Genomic DNA, 16,491 nt, shown 5'->3' with positions numbered 1-16,491 from the left:
GGTTAAGTTTGTTGATCTTCCGCTGAAAGAGGCAAACGCCATAGAAAAATAAAGGGCCCTGCAACTAAAACGATAACTAACACGCGCAGTAAGTTATCGTCTAATTGATAACAAGAACCAATGGCGGCTAAGATAATAGTAGTTAAAGCGATTGTTTTAGCCTTTTTAGGAATACTGCCTGATGTTTGCCAATGGTGAATTAATGGCCCGAAAACTTTATGACTAAGTAATATTTTATATAGACGTGGCGAAGACTTAGCAAAACAACTCGCGGCAACTAATAGAAAAGGTGTGGTGGGAAGAATCGGCAACACTACACCGAGTAGCGCAAGACCTACAAATAACATACCAGTAAGTTTCAAGAGTCTCTGTGCTAACAGTTCATTCATTATATTTGCCAATCATTATACACAAAGTCAACCGAGAATAATAACTGCTCTAGCTCCCCTGACAAGCGCATTTCATTAATAATTGCACTGAGTGTTTTATTGAGCTCTTGCCCTTTTTTCGTATTGGGGAAGACCATTTTAACTGCAAATTTTTTGTAAAGTTGACGTTTAACCCCAGCTAACAACGCTAAGTTTTCACGTAATAAAGGATCGGTGGAAGAGTCAGCAAAAATATAACCGTCGGTCATTTTATGTTGCACTTTTTTTAAACTACAAAGAATACAACTAGATCCCATCTTTAATTCGCCAAAAAAAGGCAGATGGGCACTGTCAGTTTCAATATGGTAATTTGCTAGCTTACTTATATCAACAAGCCTATCTTTGTGGGTGTAAAGCACAAAATTGACATGAAAAATAGTTTCGTCTGAGTAAATAAAGTTATCTTTGGGCAGACTATCATCATTAGGCTTAATAAAGGGTAGGTGAAAATCAACTTTATTGGTAACCACATAATAGATTGAGCGCGAAAAAGGCACTATCTGTATTTCTATATTTTGGTCTAGTTTTTTGGCAAGTACTTTAACAAAATCGACCAATACTCCTTCATTTTGACTAACCGCATGAACCGGCATTTGAGGAATACTAACACGCAATATATCTGTCGCAATACTGCTATTACAGTAAAAAAACACACTTAAAAGGCAAATAAACTTAATAAACACACGATTGGTAATCACTAATAACTATCCTTAACTGCTACCAATTAAGCATAATATATTTTATAAAATAAAAAAATTATTTTTTTTAAACACTTTAAATTTAATTGATTTACCACAAACTTATCTTTGCTCAACAACGAGACTTTATCGATGACCACCTCTGCTATGAGAGGCGTGTTAAAGACGGTTTTTGGCGTGCAACGAGACCTAGTATGATTATTAATAGGTCTCGCTATAAAACAGAAGCTGTTATTAGCGCTCGGTATTCCAACTAAATAAATATGAACCTAACGCTAAGAAAATAGAACTCATAATCAACAGCGCGGTCAGGTGATAACTGATATCCGCAAGCGTTGCACCTTCAGTGATCACTTTTCTCGCGCCAGCCACTAAATGGGTTAACGGTAGAAAGTCAGCAAAAACTTTTACCGCATTCGGTGCACCTTCTAGGCTGAACCAAACACCAGACAGCAACATCATTGGCCATGAGGTCAAATTAAGTAAGCCGCCAATAAGCTCTTCACTCTTACTTCTACTCGCGACCAGTAAACCCAAAGATATTAAGCTAATAGCGCCTAAAACCGCGATAATAAATAGATCCAAGTAGCTGCCCAACATATAAAAATCAAAAAAGAAATTACAGCCAATATAAACAACGCTCGACATAAACATCACAATAAAAATACGTGACACCAATTGTGCTGATACAAATTCAAACGCTGAAAGCGGTGTCGCTTTTAAACGTTTTAATACCGCATTTTTACGATAACGTACTATCACGTAGCCAACACCAAATAGACAACTGAACATCATGTTCATGCCTAAAATACCAGGCAACACCCAATCGACATAACGAATTTTCTTACCATAGGTTTCTAAGCGTTGAAAGTTATTGTGCTGTCCTAAAAAGATTTTTTCAACCAGGTAACTGTTGGGTGAACCTTGATTAACCCAATAACTTTTTTGGCTAAAGTCGACTAAAAAATCAATAGCATGTTGTTCTAACTTTACGGTTGCTAAGGCTTTATCTTGATAGTCGATAAAGTCAACGTAACGTGTGTCCATAAAGCTTGATTGAACAGTCTTACTGTCTATAACCCCCACTTTATAAACGGCTTTTCCATCACCCGAAAAAACAAAAGATAAACCTGCTAACATTAGAATAGGGAAAAATAAATTCCATCCTAACGATGAACGATCGCGAAAAAACTCAATATTACGGGCTTTTACTACCGCAAAAAAACGTTTGAAATTCATTAGTATTACTCTCTTAACGAATGGCCAGTTAGTTTTAGAAAAAGATCATCAAGATTTGGAGACTTTACTTGTAAACCTTCTAACGGAATTTGCTCAGCAATTAACAAGCTAATCGTTTCTTCCACATGTTGCGTAGTTATTTCAACGCGCTCGTGTTCTATAGTCCACTGATGTTTTTCAATGAGCTCCTGTGGTACTTGTTCTTTAGGCAGGTAAATAAAGACCTCCTGAAAATGCTTAGCGAGTAATCGATTGGGTGTGCCACTTTCAATAATTTTACCATTGTCCATAATAACCACTTCATCACAAAGTTGTTCCGCTTCGTCCATGTAATGAGTTGTTAAAATAACCGTTTTATTTTGGGCTTTAATATTTTTTATTAACTGCCAAAAATTACGGCGCGCTTGTGGATCAAGCCCCGTGGTTGGTTCATCGAGAAAAATAATGTCAGGATCGTTAATTAATGCCAGTGCTAATAATAATCGTTGCCGCTGTCCACCCGACAACAAACGGTTATCCCTATCTAAAAAGTCCTTTAAGCCACACAGTTCAATCAATTGCGCATGAGGCAAAGTATTGTCATAAAACGCGGTGAATAAATTTAAGGTTTCTTGTACCGTTAAAAAATCTTGTAAAGCAGTACTTTGAAATTGAATGCCTATTTGCTGACTTATATCCTTACCTATGCTTTTTCCTGAGTAAAGCACTTCACCACTGGTCGCTGGAATTATCCCTTCCATTATTTCAATGGTGGTTGTTTTTCCTGCACCATTAGGGCCTAACAAACCAAAACAATGACCTTTAGTAATGGTAAAACTAATATCATCAACCGCTTGTACGCCTTTATAACTTTTCACTAAATTATTAACTTCAATAACATCGTTTTTTGTTTGACCTACCCGTTCTTGACCCTGCGTCATAACTTTCCTAATAATACCGAATGCTTGCGCGTTATTGTAATGCGATATTTGTAAAAATCACATCACTAAAAATAATAAAACACCAAATAATGCAAATGATAACAATTATCATTTGCATTAAGGTGGTTGTTATATTAAATTAAATATAACGTCATCGGCAAAGCAAAGGAGTTTTATCATGGGTACACAGCAATATTCTATCAATAGGAAAAATATCCAAGAAAGTTATCACCAGATACATACTGAGAAAGCACAAGTTGAATTACCAATAATTTTATTGGAGAAGTTAATTTTGTCTGGCGCTTTACCCGGTAATGAGTGTAGATGCCTAGATGATGCTGCACGTAAAACATTATGGCAGTCACTTTTACAAAGCAGTTTGCAAGGAGAGCAACCGCTATGTCGTTAACTTATTCAGCGTACTCTCATAAAGACAGTATTCATTGCGCGATTGCTTATTCAAGCGAGCTTTGTCAAATAGAGGATTGGTTAAGCGTATTAACCAAGACTTATGCGCAGCATCCCAGTAATGGTTTAGCCAAGGTGATTAGCTATTATTTAACTCGCCTTATCAAACATGACGACTTCACCGCTTTCGCCAGCCAGCCTTGTCATTATTTTACTATGCTCAAATTTTGGCAGCAGCAGATTGCCTAAGCAATTAACTAGCTAGTACGCCTGAACCTGTGCAATATAATCAATTAATGCCTTATTTAGCATTTTTTTACCGGTTAGTTGATGATTTTTACACACTTCATCAACTGGCTTTTTCTGTAAAATACGCTCGATTAACAACAAGACCTTTGCTTGATAATTTTCTTTACAGTGTAAAAGACACCAATAATGTAACGCTTTTACGCAGTGACTAAACTGCCGTTTTTGCAGAATAAAATCGTTAATGCTGCTCAATTGATGGGCACTTAGCTGGGGTAAACTTTTATCAGGATAATGATGTAATATTTGCCAAACTAATTTAGCCGACAAGCCTTGATATTCATCGGTGAGTAAATAATCAAATGAACTATAAAATTCACTGGCAATTTTTCGTTCAAAAAATTGTCCTCGGTCACTCATCGCAGAAACCACTAACGCAGAGTGTTCACCACTGGCTTGGTCTTTAGTAAAACCTATTCGAGCAATTTGATAATCGGCATCTTGCCAAAACTTAAGTAACTGCGCATTTGCACCAAAACTTGCACCAATAAAATCAACTTGTTGCTTTTTAGCAAAGGTTTCTAGCGCCTTAATAAAACAGCTACCAAAACCATAACGATGATATTGCGGATGAATAGCAATACGTAAAACCCGAAGATATTGATAATTAAAACTTTCACTAAAACCACAGTGAGTCAGTAAAGACTGAGGAATAAACTGATTTTTTAGTCGACGTTGATTGGTCGCTATCGCTTTAATATCGGCGGCTTTATTACAGCCTTCTTCAAGTAGTAAGGCAACACCAACAATATCGTCACCTAATTTAGCGATAAATAATTGCAGCGCTTTATTATCAAGTAATAGCGTAATATCGTTCGGTGACGTTTGATAATGAGCGGTTACCAGCACAGCAAAAACTTGCTTTAATAACGCCGTATTTTCAATCAGCGACGTCGATGACACTTGGCTAAAAGACAAAGACGCTTTAGTTAGCTGCTTTGCTGAGGATTCACTCAGGGCCGGCTTACTCAAAGCAAGCTTAGCTAATACAGGCTGAGTTATTGCCGGTAGCTCTGCTAACTTGGCGTTGAGTAAACAACTTTCAAAAACAAAGACTTCTAATGGGTCTTCTTGACGCCAGCGAATAGGCTGATGCATATGAAAGCTTCGCCATTGCGGTACTTGCTTTGTTAACTCTTGTTGAAACTTTACCGTAAAGCCGCGCCCTGCTCCTTCATAACCATGTACTGTACTCGAAAAAACAACACGAGAAAAACGAGTGGTTAAGCTTGTTAATAAATGCACCGGAATGGCTGCGGCCTCGTCAACCAGCAAGAGCGAAACATTCAATGCATCATCGCGGCGAAGGAGTTGATCAACCGCAACAAAGGTTATCGAACCCAATCGATGAACCAAAGCGGTTTTACTGGCATTAACATAGTCGAATTTTTCGTCAAGCGTCGCTAATGAACAAGCAAGTTGACGATAAAAAACCGATAGCGAACGAACGTGAGGCGCGGTAATAACAATATCAATTTTCTCATTGCCGATAGCCGTATTGTTTGTGATGAGCTCAACGCAGGCGATAGCAAGCGCCGATGATTTACCTCGTCCACGATCAGCGGTTAACACTAAGGGCCGATTTCGATGACCTTGGCTAACTTTAATTATGTGCTCTACGGCTATTTGTTGTTCTTTGGTTTTACAGTGGTATAAAAAATCACCTGCCGTAGCAGGGATTGCTGGCGTTATATTATCTAACAACGGAAAAGTTTGCTTGTCATTTTGTGTAATCGTTATCAGGGTTTTATTGTCGAGTAATTGTTGATAAAAATACTTAAGTGAAGCTAACTTTGTTTGCTCAATCGCTTGTATTAACGGTTTTTTAAGCCATAAAAACATAACACCACCAGCGACTAACGTGCCAGAGAGTGCCGCAAAGGCATCTAAATTAATGCTATTAAGCGCTGCACAGTCGGTATTTTCAACACCTGAAAATAGGATTTTTCTATGCTCGCTACCCAATTGTTGAGCAAAATGTTTGTTGTTTATCGTGGCAGGTATTTCTTGGTGATGGCTAAAGACCAGCCAAGCGTTTTTACTTTGAGTTTTTTCATTGAGTTGCAGTAACTGTTTTACCCAACAAGCATCACCGACAAGTAACACCAATTGTCGCTGAAATTTGCTCAACGCCTGGCATTGCAATTGTTCAAGCCATTCGACGAAATTAGGGTTAGACATAAGCAGGCGCTAAATTCTGTAGAGCTAAAGATAAATCAGTTTATCAATCTGCTAGCACAATTCAAATAGTTTTATTTGTTATCAGCGGTTATTTTACTGAAAATTAATAGTACCAAAAGTAGCCGATTGAGCAATTTTATTGAAATTTCCTCAGTTGTTGCCTATCTTGAAATTAATCCCTTTTAATAAAAATACTTAACCGTGAGAAAAACACGATAATGGCAGATGAATATATAGCAAATGACGAGTCTGAAAACTACGATAAAGATCTCGCCACCGGTAAAAAAGCAGATAAGAATAGTAAGGTACGCAAGCGTATCGATGATTTGCTAGAAAAAAAACGCCTTCGTGAAGCATTAGACTTCAGTGATGATTGGGATATTTAATCATCACTGTTCTAACATTCGATTACATTAAGCCGATAATCTCTTATTGTCGGATAAAACATTCATGCTACTATCTAATGAATTCATTCTCCTTAACATCATTTTAATTTACCGCTATGACATTATTTGAAAAATTACGCTGCTTATTAACCTTTGGTCAAGGTGTTGCCTTGCCACTACCCGATTTTTCTGACCAAACAAAGCCCATTGAATTATTCGGTCAATGGTTTGATGACGCGAAAAAGTCAGGCATTTTATTACCCGAAGCTATGTCGGTCAGTAGTTGTGATAAACAGGGGCAGCCTAGCTCTCGCATGGTGTTGTTAAAAGAGTTTAATGACGATGGTTTTGTTTTTTATACCAATTACGCCAGTCGTAAAAGCCAAGATTTAAACGAGAATAGTAAAATCGCCTTATTATTTCATTGGAATGTACTGCAACGCCAAGTCAGAATAGAAGGTGTTGTAGAAAAAGTGACCCATCAACAGTCAGAGCAATATTTTCATAGCAGAGACCGTGGTAGCCAAATTGGTGCCTGGGCGTCAAAGCAAAGTTCACCACTTGCCAGTAAAGAAGCATTAAAGCAGAGCGAAGCTTATTACACTGAAAAATTTGCAGGCCAAGAAGTCCCATTACCTGAATTTTGGGGTGGCTGGCGAATAAAACCTCATTACCTTGAGTTTTGGCAAGGTCGAGCTAATCGCTTGCATGACCGAATTTGCTTTGAACTAGAGCAAAATGAAAATGAAAATGAAAATGATAAAAAGGTGCTATGGCGTCAATTTAAATTAAACCCTTAATGAATGATATTTTAAAGGTGTTTATGTGAACATTTTATCGATAATAATTTCCCCATATCGTTAATCGTTAACCCTTAAATTGGTAGGATGTCTATTTGAATAACATATCAGTGTTATATAAAGTTATCGGCGTTGTTGTTTTATCCGCTTTATTTAGCGTTAAACCATTAGCCAGCCATAGCGAAACCTTAGTAGGTTTAGAGCCCTTTCCGCCGTTAGTAAACGAAGACGGCAGTGGTTTTGTCATTGATATGCTTAATAGCCTACAAGAAAATTCAACACTACGTTTTAACTATCAAATAATGACTTATGCTCGAGCAAAACGAGAATTAAAAAGTCACCGTATCGATATGGTCGGCTTAACACCTAAAGATAATGAAACAGAAAGCTTTTACCAATACGCACAGGAGTTAGCTTGGCACTTTGACACTACTGTCGATCTTTACTCAACGTCCCCCACTCACTTTGACATCAAAAATTTACCCGAAGGGAGTATTGGTACGCTAATTGGCAATGCTGATTTTTTTGCTGAATTAGCGCAAGTACCCAGAGAGAAATTTGTCGAGGTCAGTAGTTTAGCGCAATTAATTATGATGATGGCACGCGGGAGACTCAAAGTCATACTTTTCGAACGGGTCGCTATGATGTCGACGATTAAACAATTACAAAATGATCTAAACACTAAAATTCCTATTGAATTCAATTCCCCCGAAAGCCCACAAAAAATTTATTATCAAAAGTTTAAAATTATTGCGGCGAGTCTTGCTGTTGCAAACGATGAAGCAGGAGCAAGGCTGAAAAAACAATTAGATGAGCTGCTATATGAAAACACTAGCCGCTACTTTAAAAAAATAACCCCATACGCCCAATTGCCTGATAATGGTGTGATTGAATAGAAAAGTAGAGCAGTTAGCGAAGATGTCACTTAGTGTCGAGCAATGGCGTTAGTTATTTCGATAAAGCGCAAACAAAAATGGGAAGCTAAGCTTCCCATTTTTTATTATTTAACGCGTTAAGCCTACCGCAGTGTCTATCCCACTAAAGCGAGTAATATACCTGCTGCAACCGCAGAACCAAGTACACCGGCAACATTAGGTCCCATCGCATGCATTAATAAGAAGTTATGTGGATTAGCTTCTAAGCCGACTTTATTAGCAACACGTGCCGCCATAGGTACAGCTGAAACACCGGCAGCACCAATAAGAGGATTAATAGGTGTTGATGAAAGTTTATTCATTAACTTAGCCATTAATACCCCAGAAGCGGTACCAATTGAGAATGCCACGGCGCCTAAACCTAAAATACCTAAGGTTTCAATATTCAAAAAAGCTTCGGCACTTAATTTAGAGCCCACTCCTAAACCTAAGAATATAGTGGTAATATTAATTAACTCGTTCTGCGCTGTTGAGCTTAATCGGTCAACCACGCCACATTCTCGCATCAAATTACCCAAACAGAACATGCCTACTAAAGGTGTTGCTGATGGTAAAAAGAAAATAGTCATCATGAGAACGCCTAGCGGGAATACTATTTTTTCAATTTTAGTGACTGGGCGCAACTGCGCCATTTCAATTTTACGTTCATCTTCAGTGGTTAATGCACGCATAATAGGTGGCTGAATAATTGGCACTAAGGCCATATACGAATAAGCAGCAACGGCAATAGCACCTAATAATTCTGGGGCTAATTTCGAGGCTAAAAATATCGCGGTAGGACCATCAGCGCCACCAATAATAGCAATAGCTGATGCATCTTTAAGGGTAAATTCAATACCGGGTATTGCGTTTAAAGCAATCGCACCAAATAAAGTGGCAAAAATACCAAACTGAGCAGCAGCGCCAAGTAATAAGGTTTTAGGGTTGGCGATTAACGCGCCAAAGTCGGTCATTGCACCCACCCCCATAAAGATAATCAACGGAAATATCCCCGTATCTATACCCGCATAGTAAATGAAGTGTAATAAACCACCAACTTCTGAAAACCCTGCTAATGGAATATTGGTTAATATCGCACCAAAGCCCATCGGCAATAACAATAACGGTTCAAAGTTACGCGCTATCGCAAGATAAAGTAGTAAACAGCCAACAATCATCATGATCACCTGACCCGACTCAAAGTTAGCTAAGCCGGTAGACAACCAAAGTTTATTTAATGAATCCATTATTATCTATCCTAAACCCAATAAAGCTTGACCAACAGTCACAGAATCGCCTTCTTTAATATGCAATGAAGTGATAGTACCTGAGTTAACTGCACGAATTTCAGTTTCCATTTTCATTGCTTCCATGATGATGACAACTTCACCGGCTTCAACTTCATCACCTTCATGAACCAACACTTTAAATATATTGCCCGCAAGTGGTGCATTTAAAGCTTCAGCCGTTGATGACGGCTGTTTAGTTACTTCGCTACTGCTAGACTGAGTTATTTGACTAATATCGCCACCTTGTGCGACAACAACGTCAAATACCTGACCATCAACACTGACCGCATAACTTTCTGGCGCGGTTGAACTTTTAGCGGGTGCAGAGGCTGCTACCGCGTCTTCAATCGTAGGCACAGGTTCAAACGCATCAGGGTTATTTCTATTTTCTAGAAATTTCAGTCCTATTTGCGGGAACAATGCATAGGTTAAAACGTCATCAATCACTTCATCTGCTAATTCAATCTGCTTCTCTTTAGCAAGCGTTTCTAATTCTGCAGTAAGGTTATCAAGCTCAGGTTTAATTAAATCAGCAGGACGACAAGTTATCGCTTCTGCGCCATCTAAAACACGCGCTTGCAATTCGGCATTAACTTTATCGGCAGTTGCGCCATATTCACCTTTTAAGACACCGGCGGTTTCTTTGGTAATTGTCTTATAACGTTCACCGGTCAATACATTTAATACCGCTTGCGTACCAACAATTTGTGAGGTTGGTGTCACTAAGGGGATATAACCTAAGTCTTTTCTGACTTTTGGAATTTCAATTAATACTTCATCAAGCTTGTCTGCAGCGCCTTGTTCTCTTAACTGCATTTCCATATTTGTTAACATGCCACCAGGAACTTGTGCAAGTAAAATACGCGCATCGATACCTTTTAAGCTGCCTTCAAATTTGGCATATTTTTTACGGACTTCACGAAAGTAAGCCGCAACTTCAGCAAGCTTAACCATGTCTAAACCAGTATCTCGTTTGGTACCTTCAACAATCGAAACAATCGTTTCTGTTGGTGAATGGCCGTAAGTCATACTCATTGACGAAATAGACGTATCAATAACATCTACATCCGCATCAATCGCCTTCATGTGAGTAGCGATACTTAAACCTGTGGTCGCATGACAATGTAAAGCGATAGGAAGAGAAACCGTTTCTTTTAAGCGACCAATCAATTCTTCAGCATCGTAAGGTTTTAATAAACCAGACATATCTTTAATACACAAAGAATGCGCGCCCATATCTTCAATTTGCTTAGCCATCGTTAGCCAGCCTTCAAGGGTATGCACTGGGCTTTCGGTATAACTTAATGTGCCTTGCGCATGAGCGCCTACTTTAACGGCTGATTTAATTGCGGTTTGTAAATTACGTACATCGTTCATTGCATCGAAAATACGGAACACGTCAATACCATTAACATGAGCACGTTCAACAAACTTTTCGACCACATCATCAGCATAATGACGGTAACCTAAAATATTCTGACCGCGAAATAACATTTGCTGTTTAGTTTTTGGCATCGCTTTTTTTAATGCGCGCAAACGTTCCCAAGGATCTTCACCTAAATAACGAATACAAGAATCAAAAGTAGCACCACCCCAAGACTCAATTGACCAAAAACCAATTTCATCAAGTTTTGGCGCAATGGGTAACATGTCCTCAAGACGTAAACGAGTGGCGAGCAATGATTGATGACCATCTCTTAAAACAACTTCAGTGATACCTAATGGCTTTGTCATGAGTTTATTCCTATTTAGTTTTATGGGTGCTTGAGGGTTGATTATGTTGTTTACGGTATTGCGTTACAGCAGAAGTAATTGCCGCCACCACGTTAGGTGAAACACCATCAACATTTTGTTTTGTTTTTTGATTTGTACGGGCCGATCTTGTTTGGATAACCGCATCTGGAAATTTGATGGCGAGGCGTTTTAAAACCACATTAATAAAAACAATCATTAATCCCAAAAAGGTAAAAACGAAGACCATGCCAGCAAACATTAACGTGCCCGCTTCTACAAATAATTGGTTTAGGTGTTCCATGAAAAGTCTCATTCAAACAAAAAGTTTTAGTAGAATAATCACTCCAATGCCTAAAAAGCAAACTAATTATTGCAGTTTCATAAAAATAATTTTGTGTCAATATAGATTAGAGTAAATATTCAGTTTTTTTAGCACTTTATTAACTAAAAACTGTATATTTACCATATTGTATACAATATAGTATTCTGATATTGCTGAGCTAGCGAGTTAAAAACCACTATAATATACAATATACATATAGCTTTGGTTTATTCTAAATATGTGAATAAATATATAAAGGGTATTAAATTAACAAATAAACAAGTGCATTAGCATGTATATTGGCGAGCTATTTTGAACAAAGAAAATCTCAAATACCCCAGCCAAAAACATGAACAAGCACCCGCCATCCTGAACACAAAACCACGGTCATCCTGAACATACAAACACGTCATCCTGAACAAACCCCCGTCATCCTGAACTTGTTTCAGGATCTGTACTTCGAACCAAAAACACCTGATACTGAAATAAATTCAGCATGACGACAAGAGTATAAAGCAACCCCCATCATCCTGTACTTCGAACCAAAAACACCAGATACTGAAATAAATTCAGTATGACGACAAGAGTATAAAGCAACCCCCGTCATCCTGTACTTCGAACCAAAACACCAGATACTGAAATAAATTCAGTATGACAACAAGAGTATAAAGCAACCCCCGTCAACCTGAACGCGCCCCGTCATCCTGAACTTGTTTCAGGATCTGTACTTCGAACCAAAAACACCAGATACTGAAATAAATTCAGTATGACAACAAGAGTATAAAGCAACCCCCGTCAACCTGAACGCGCCCCGTCATCCTGAACAAACCCCCGTCATCCTGATACTGAAACAAGTTCAGCATGACGACAAGAGTATAAAGCAACCCCCGTCAACCTGAACACGCCCCCGTCATCCTGAACTTGTTTCAGGATCTGTACTTCGAACCAAAAACAGCAGATACTGAGATAAATTCAGCATGACGACAAGAGTATAAAGCGACCACTGTCAACCTGAACGCGCCCCGTCATCCTGATACTGAAACAAGTTCAGCATGACGGTTTCAGGATCTGTACTTCGAACCACAAACACACAAATACTGGATTAAACTCAGCATGACGACAAGAGGGCTAAATATCATAATCAAGGCTATGTTTCAGCGTAAGTTTAGCTGTTAAATCGCTCAACGCCAAAAATAAGACCTTTATTATTTGCTCAGCTTTTTAGCAAGCTTGGTCGCTTGTTTACAAACTAAGCCATAAATCGAAAGTTGTGGGTTAGTGCCAATCGATGTAGGAAAAACAGAGCCGTCAAATACCCATAAATTATCTAAATAATGGTACTTACAATCGCTATCAACTAAGCATAACGCTTTGTTTTCGCCCATTGCCAGCCCTCCCATAACGTGAGCGCTACCAATTAAGTTGTTACTAACTTCATGCTCAAGTTGATTAAAACCAGCCTTAAAAGACTCAAAGCTTTCAAACCATTGCCCGTGTTGATGTGCCGGACGAACTCTTTTTGCGCCGGCAGCAAATTGCACTTCAGCCATCGATAAATAAGCGCGTTTTACCCCATCAAATAAATAATCATTCATCGGATAATCAACAATCGGGCTACCATCATCAGAAAGCGTTATATTGGCACCTTCACTATCAGCGTCAAAGCCGTCGCGTAACAACGCTAACATTGCATGGGTATTATTAAGTTTTGCCATATCGGCAACATGTTTAGTGCCGTGCCCCATTAACATAATTGATGACATAGCCGGATGTAATGGCGGTACCTCTAACTTATAACTTAAAGGCCCGGTAGCACCATTTTGCCATTGATAATGATCACTATAAATAGTTTGTGGCGCACCATAAAAAGGTGATATTTCCTTATCAAATTGAGCGAATGAAAAAACAGTTGGATGTAAAAAGGTTCTTTTACCAATACGATTATTTGGATCTGGCGCTTTAGAGCGTAACATCAGTGCAGGGCCGTTAATCGCGCCACCTGCTAAAATAATATAAGGTGCTTTGGCGATGATTTTCTTCGCTGTTTTTTTCTTATTCTCATCAAGCGCAAAACATTCTACCGCTGTTATTTTTTTATTCTCAATAATTAACCGTTCGACACGAGCTTGATAAAGCAATGTGGCACCATGCTCAAGCGCATCAGGGATAGTGGTAACTAGCATCGATTGTTTTGCGTTGGTCGGACAACCCATACCACAGTAACCCAAGTTCCAGCAGCCTCTAACATTGCGCGGAATAACTTTCCATGGAATATTGAGTTTCTCACAGCCCTCTTTGAGCACCGAATTATTTTCATTCGCCCCGCCCTGCCATGGCGTGACATTTAAGCGTTTTTCCATTTTTTCAAACCAAGGGACCATATCGCTGGTGCTGCAGCCCTTTACCTGAAATGTTTTCTGCCAATAATCAAGGGTTGGTGACGGCGTTCTAAAGCTTGAGGTCCAGTTGATTACGGTAGTTCCGCCAACACAGCGCCCTTGCAAGATACCAATACCACCATCTTTTGTGGCTCGCCCGGCATTTTCTTGATACAAGTCAGCATAGGCAGTTCGTTCATCCATTTTAAAATCACGGGTCGACTTTAATGGCCCTTCTTCTATCATTAACACCTTAAGCCCGGCCTGCGCTAGTATTTCCGCGCTGGTGCCACCACCCGCTCCAGTGCCAATAATAATGACATCGGCACTAATAATATTTGTATCTAGCTGATTAGCATTCACTGTTTGCTTAGTGATCGCTTTATTGGCTGAGTAGGGATCGCTAATACCACGAATTTCAGAGACTATTTTCACGTTTTATTCCTGCGGTGGATATATTTTAGGAGGGCCTGGGTATCCCGCTTGTAAATAATTTTCTGACTGAGCATACCAACTCATAATAATCAGCTTACCTAAAGAAGCGTAACCGGTACGTTTTAATGAAAATAGGCTGTTTTTCCAACCTTGTAGAAAGCTTTCAATTTCTTTAGTTGAGGTTGCCGCCCAATCACTGGTCGGTGCGCCAGCAAGATAACGTAATGTCGTTGATGACATTAAATCAAACAGTTGCCGTAATTGCTTTTGGGAATGTTCACCTAAAGTGCTTATTTGTTGATCGACAGCCATTAATAAACGCGGTCCAGCGTCTTGGGCTAAGACACCAGGATAGTTACTCTTTAACATAACAGGAGCGAGTGCTAATAAAAAATCAGCATCAGAAGCTTGAAGAAAATCAAATTTTTGTAGCTTTATTGTACTTGGGCTTGCCAGTGCGAAAGCAGACAAACTACTGCCAACTAACAAGACGGCACTGCCAAGTAAACTAACTTTAAAGAATTCTCTACGACTTGTATTCACACAGACACCACAATTATAAAAGGTAATACCAACTGGTATTACCTGTTCACTAATCACCAAAAGATAAAGGATAATAGCGACAAAGTCTAGTGGCTTATATTGAGTGCTGTTATTTATGTGTTTATGTTAGCGTGACTTTCTGGCCGATCATCACGGTCTTATTTGCTTGGACAACTTGCCTGTCAGTATTGGCTGCCTCTAAACAAACAAATTCTTTTTCAGCGCCAAGATGAAGATCTTTCATTCGCTGAGCAACCTCAACACCTGGATTCCATAAAACCCACTGCTGGCAATTTGTTGACGATACTTTAAGAGTTCTTTGCCATTGTTTATCTTCGATTAAGCATTGTTGGTTAGTGTAATAAATACGATCGACTTCACCCAGACAATTTTCTAAAGCAGCAAACTGCTGTTCTTTACCAGTAACTTTATCATCAAAGGGAAACTCAGCTAACGGTGGTACCGTAATATTTTCTGGTGCACTAACAGCAAAGTAACTGTGTAATGCCGCTGAATATTCAAACGCCTGAGATGATAGATTACTGATAAATAATTTTTGTTCAAATTGATCAGAAAAAATTAACTGCTGCTTCAATTGGTATTGATAAGGCCATGATGGGTGTTCATTTTCTCCAGACAAGCATAAAGTCACCGTAACACTATCTTTAGCAATGATCACTTCATCAAATTGCCAATTTCGTTGACGAGCAAAACCATGATTACCCGCTTTTTCACCACTAGACGCTTGATACGGACCAAACCATGGCCAACACAAAGGGATGCCCCCTCGAATAGGTGTTCCCTGTTCAAAAATAACGTCATCACTCAGCCAAAATACCGGCTTTTGGTTAGCGGGTTGCCAAGCGAGAACGTGGCCACCATATAAACTTATTTTTGCTGTACAAGTGTGGTGGGTAATTTCTAGTGCATTCATTTGATCAGTAAGCGGAACTTGCTTAACTTGACCAAATTCATTTTCAGCAATAATTGATGACATACAACCTCAAGCGGTTTTTACAAAGTAATAATGAAATCATTATAACGATAATACAAATAAGCGTCACCTTGATAGTGAAACGAGTTAAGCATGAAGGTTTCAGGATCTGTACTTAGAGCCACGAAGACCAGATACTGAAATAAATTCAGCATGACGACAAGGGGATTAAACAACCACCGTCAGACTATCAAAGCCCACCGTCATCCTGACTCCCCACCGTCATCCTGAATTCCCACCGTCATCCTGACTCCCCACCGTCATCCTGAATTCCCACCGTCATCCTGAACTTGTTTCAGGATCTGTACTTCGAACCACGAACACCAGATACTGAAATGAATTCAGCATGACGACAAGGGGATTAAACAACCACCGTCAGACTATCAAAGCCCACCGTCATCCTGAACTTGTTTCAGGATCTGTACTTCGAACCACGAACACCAGATACTGAAATGAATTCAGCATGACGACAAGGGGATTAAACAACCACCGTCAGACTATCAAAACCCACCGTCA

The 16,491-nt window shown here is 39.2% G+C and carries 16 protein-coding genes; 5 read left to right on the top strand and 11 right to left on the bottom strand.

Features of this window, described 5'->3' with window-relative positions; all coding sequences use genetic code 11:
- Positions 1 to 2 precede the first annotated feature (2 nt).
- The 4 genes from ESZ26_RS14990 to ESZ26_RS14975 all read right to left on the bottom strand — a co-directional run bounded on the left by ESZ26_RS14990 (position 3) and on the right by ESZ26_RS14975 (position 3,285).
- A complete protein-coding gene (locus tag ESZ26_RS14990) occupies positions 3 to 389 on the bottom strand; it encodes a YbaN family protein (protein ID WP_146800275.1) in 387 nt (128 codons plus the stop codon).
- The gene (locus ESZ26_RS14985; RefSeq protein WP_146800274.1) at positions 389 to 1,126 is read right to left on the bottom strand and encodes a transporter substrate-binding domain-containing protein; all 738 of its coding nucleotides are present in this window, start codon (positions 1,124 to 1,126) and stop codon (positions 389 to 391) included. Before ESZ26_RS14985 ends, ESZ26_RS14990 begins: the two co-directional genes overlap by 1 nt.
- 234 nt (positions 1,127 to 1,360) lie before the next feature.
- The gene (locus tag ESZ26_RS14980) at positions 1,361 to 2,365 is read right to left on the bottom strand and encodes an ABC transporter permease (RefSeq protein ID WP_146800273.1); all 1,005 of its coding nucleotides are present in this window, start codon (positions 2,363 to 2,365) and stop codon (positions 1,361 to 1,363) included.
- Positions 2,366 to 2,370: 5 nt separating this feature from the next.
- Complete coding sequence (locus ESZ26_RS14975) at positions 2,371 to 3,285, bottom strand: ABC transporter ATP-binding protein (protein ID WP_146800272.1); 915 nt, start codon at positions 3,283 to 3,285, stop codon at positions 2,371 to 2,373.
- A gap of 178 nt (positions 3,286 to 3,463) precedes the next feature.
- On the opposite strand from ESZ26_RS14975, the gene ESZ26_RS14970 reads away from it, so the two are divergent.
- Positions 3,464 to 3,694: a hypothetical protein gene (locus ESZ26_RS14970; RefSeq protein WP_146800271.1), complete on the top strand. Its 231-nt coding sequence runs from the start codon at positions 3,464 to 3,466 to the stop codon at positions 3,692 to 3,694.
- A complete protein-coding gene (locus tag ESZ26_RS14965) occupies positions 3,685 to 3,942 on the top strand; it encodes a hypothetical protein (protein WP_146800270.1) in 258 nt (85 codons plus the stop codon). The genes ESZ26_RS14970 and ESZ26_RS14965 overlap by 10 nt, the downstream gene beginning before the upstream one ends.
- Before the next feature lie 12 nt (positions 3,943 to 3,954).
- Here ESZ26_RS14965 and ESZ26_RS14960 read toward each other — a convergent pair whose 3' ends face one another.
- Complete coding sequence (locus ESZ26_RS14960; protein ID WP_146800269.1) at positions 3,955 to 6,180, bottom strand: tRNA(Met) cytidine acetyltransferase TmcA domain-containing protein; 2,226 nt, start codon at positions 6,178 to 6,180, stop codon at positions 3,955 to 3,957.
- Between the two features lie 218 nt (positions 6,181 to 6,398).
- Between ESZ26_RS14960 and ESZ26_RS19280 the strand changes: the two genes are divergently transcribed.
- The 3 genes from ESZ26_RS19280 (at position 6,399) to ESZ26_RS14950 (ending at position 8,262) form a co-directional block, all read left to right on the top strand.
- Positions 6,399 to 6,566 (top strand): PA3496 family putative envelope integrity protein, encoded by a 168-nt coding sequence (locus ESZ26_RS19280; RefSeq protein WP_170246393.1) that lies wholly within the window; start codon positions 6,399 to 6,401, stop codon positions 6,564 to 6,566.
- Positions 6,567 to 6,682: 116 nt separating this feature from the next.
- The gene (gene pdxH / locus ESZ26_RS14955) at positions 6,683 to 7,366 is read left to right on the top strand and encodes a pyridoxamine 5'-phosphate oxidase (protein WP_146800268.1); all 684 of its coding nucleotides are present in this window, start codon (positions 6,683 to 6,685) and stop codon (positions 7,364 to 7,366) included.
- Positions 7,367 to 7,461: 95 nt separating this feature from the next.
- Positions 7,462 to 8,262, top strand: a complete 801-nt coding sequence (locus ESZ26_RS14950; protein WP_146800267.1) for a type 2 periplasmic-binding domain-containing protein — start codon at positions 7,462 to 7,464, stop codon at positions 8,260 to 8,262.
- 134 nt (positions 8,263 to 8,396) lie between these two features.
- Here the strand turns inward: ESZ26_RS14950 and ESZ26_RS14945 are convergent, their stop codons facing one another.
- The 6 genes from ESZ26_RS14945 to ESZ26_RS14920 all read right to left on the bottom strand — a co-directional run bounded on the left by ESZ26_RS14945 (position 8,397) and on the right by ESZ26_RS14920 (position 15,978).
- Positions 8,397 to 9,527, bottom strand: coding sequence for a sodium ion-translocating decarboxylase subunit beta (locus ESZ26_RS14945; RefSeq protein WP_146800266.1), 1,131 nt, complete (start codon positions 9,525 to 9,527; stop codon positions 8,397 to 8,399).
- Positions 9,528 to 9,533: 6 nt separating this feature from the next.
- Positions 9,534 to 11,303, bottom strand: coding sequence for a sodium-extruding oxaloacetate decarboxylase subunit alpha (gene oadA, locus ESZ26_RS14940; protein ID WP_146800265.1), 1,770 nt, complete (start codon positions 11,301 to 11,303; stop codon positions 9,534 to 9,536).
- Positions 11,304 to 11,313: 10 nt separating this feature from the next.
- Entirely contained in the window at positions 11,314 to 11,604 is a 291-nt protein-coding gene (locus ESZ26_RS14935; protein ID WP_146800264.1) for an OadG family protein, read from the bottom strand.
- A gap of 1,226 nt (positions 11,605 to 12,830) precedes the next feature.
- A complete protein-coding gene (locus ESZ26_RS14930) occupies positions 12,831 to 14,438 on the bottom strand; it encodes a GMC family oxidoreductase (protein WP_223271664.1) in 1,608 nt (535 codons plus the stop codon).
- A 3-nt stretch (positions 14,439 to 14,441) separates the two neighbouring features.
- Positions 14,442 to 14,981 carry a hypothetical protein gene (locus ESZ26_RS14925; protein ID WP_146800263.1) on the bottom strand — a complete coding sequence of 180 codons (540 nt, stop codon included), beginning with the start codon at positions 14,979 to 14,981 and terminating at the stop codon, positions 14,442 to 14,444.
- A 121-nt stretch (positions 14,982 to 15,102) separates the two neighbouring features.
- Positions 15,103 to 15,978, bottom strand: a complete 876-nt coding sequence (locus ESZ26_RS14920) for a D-hexose-6-phosphate mutarotase (RefSeq protein WP_146800262.1) — start codon at positions 15,976 to 15,978, stop codon at positions 15,103 to 15,105.
- Positions 15,979 to 16,491: the final 513 nt, after the last annotated feature.

This window comes from Colwellia hornerae, from assembly GCF_007954355.1.
In the GTDB taxonomy this organism is placed as follows: Bacteria; Pseudomonadota; Gammaproteobacteria; order Enterobacterales; family Alteromonadaceae; genus Colwellia_A; species Colwellia_A hornerae.
Note: the sequence above shows the minus strand (reverse complement) of the source record. Positions and strands in the feature narration are given on the sequence as shown.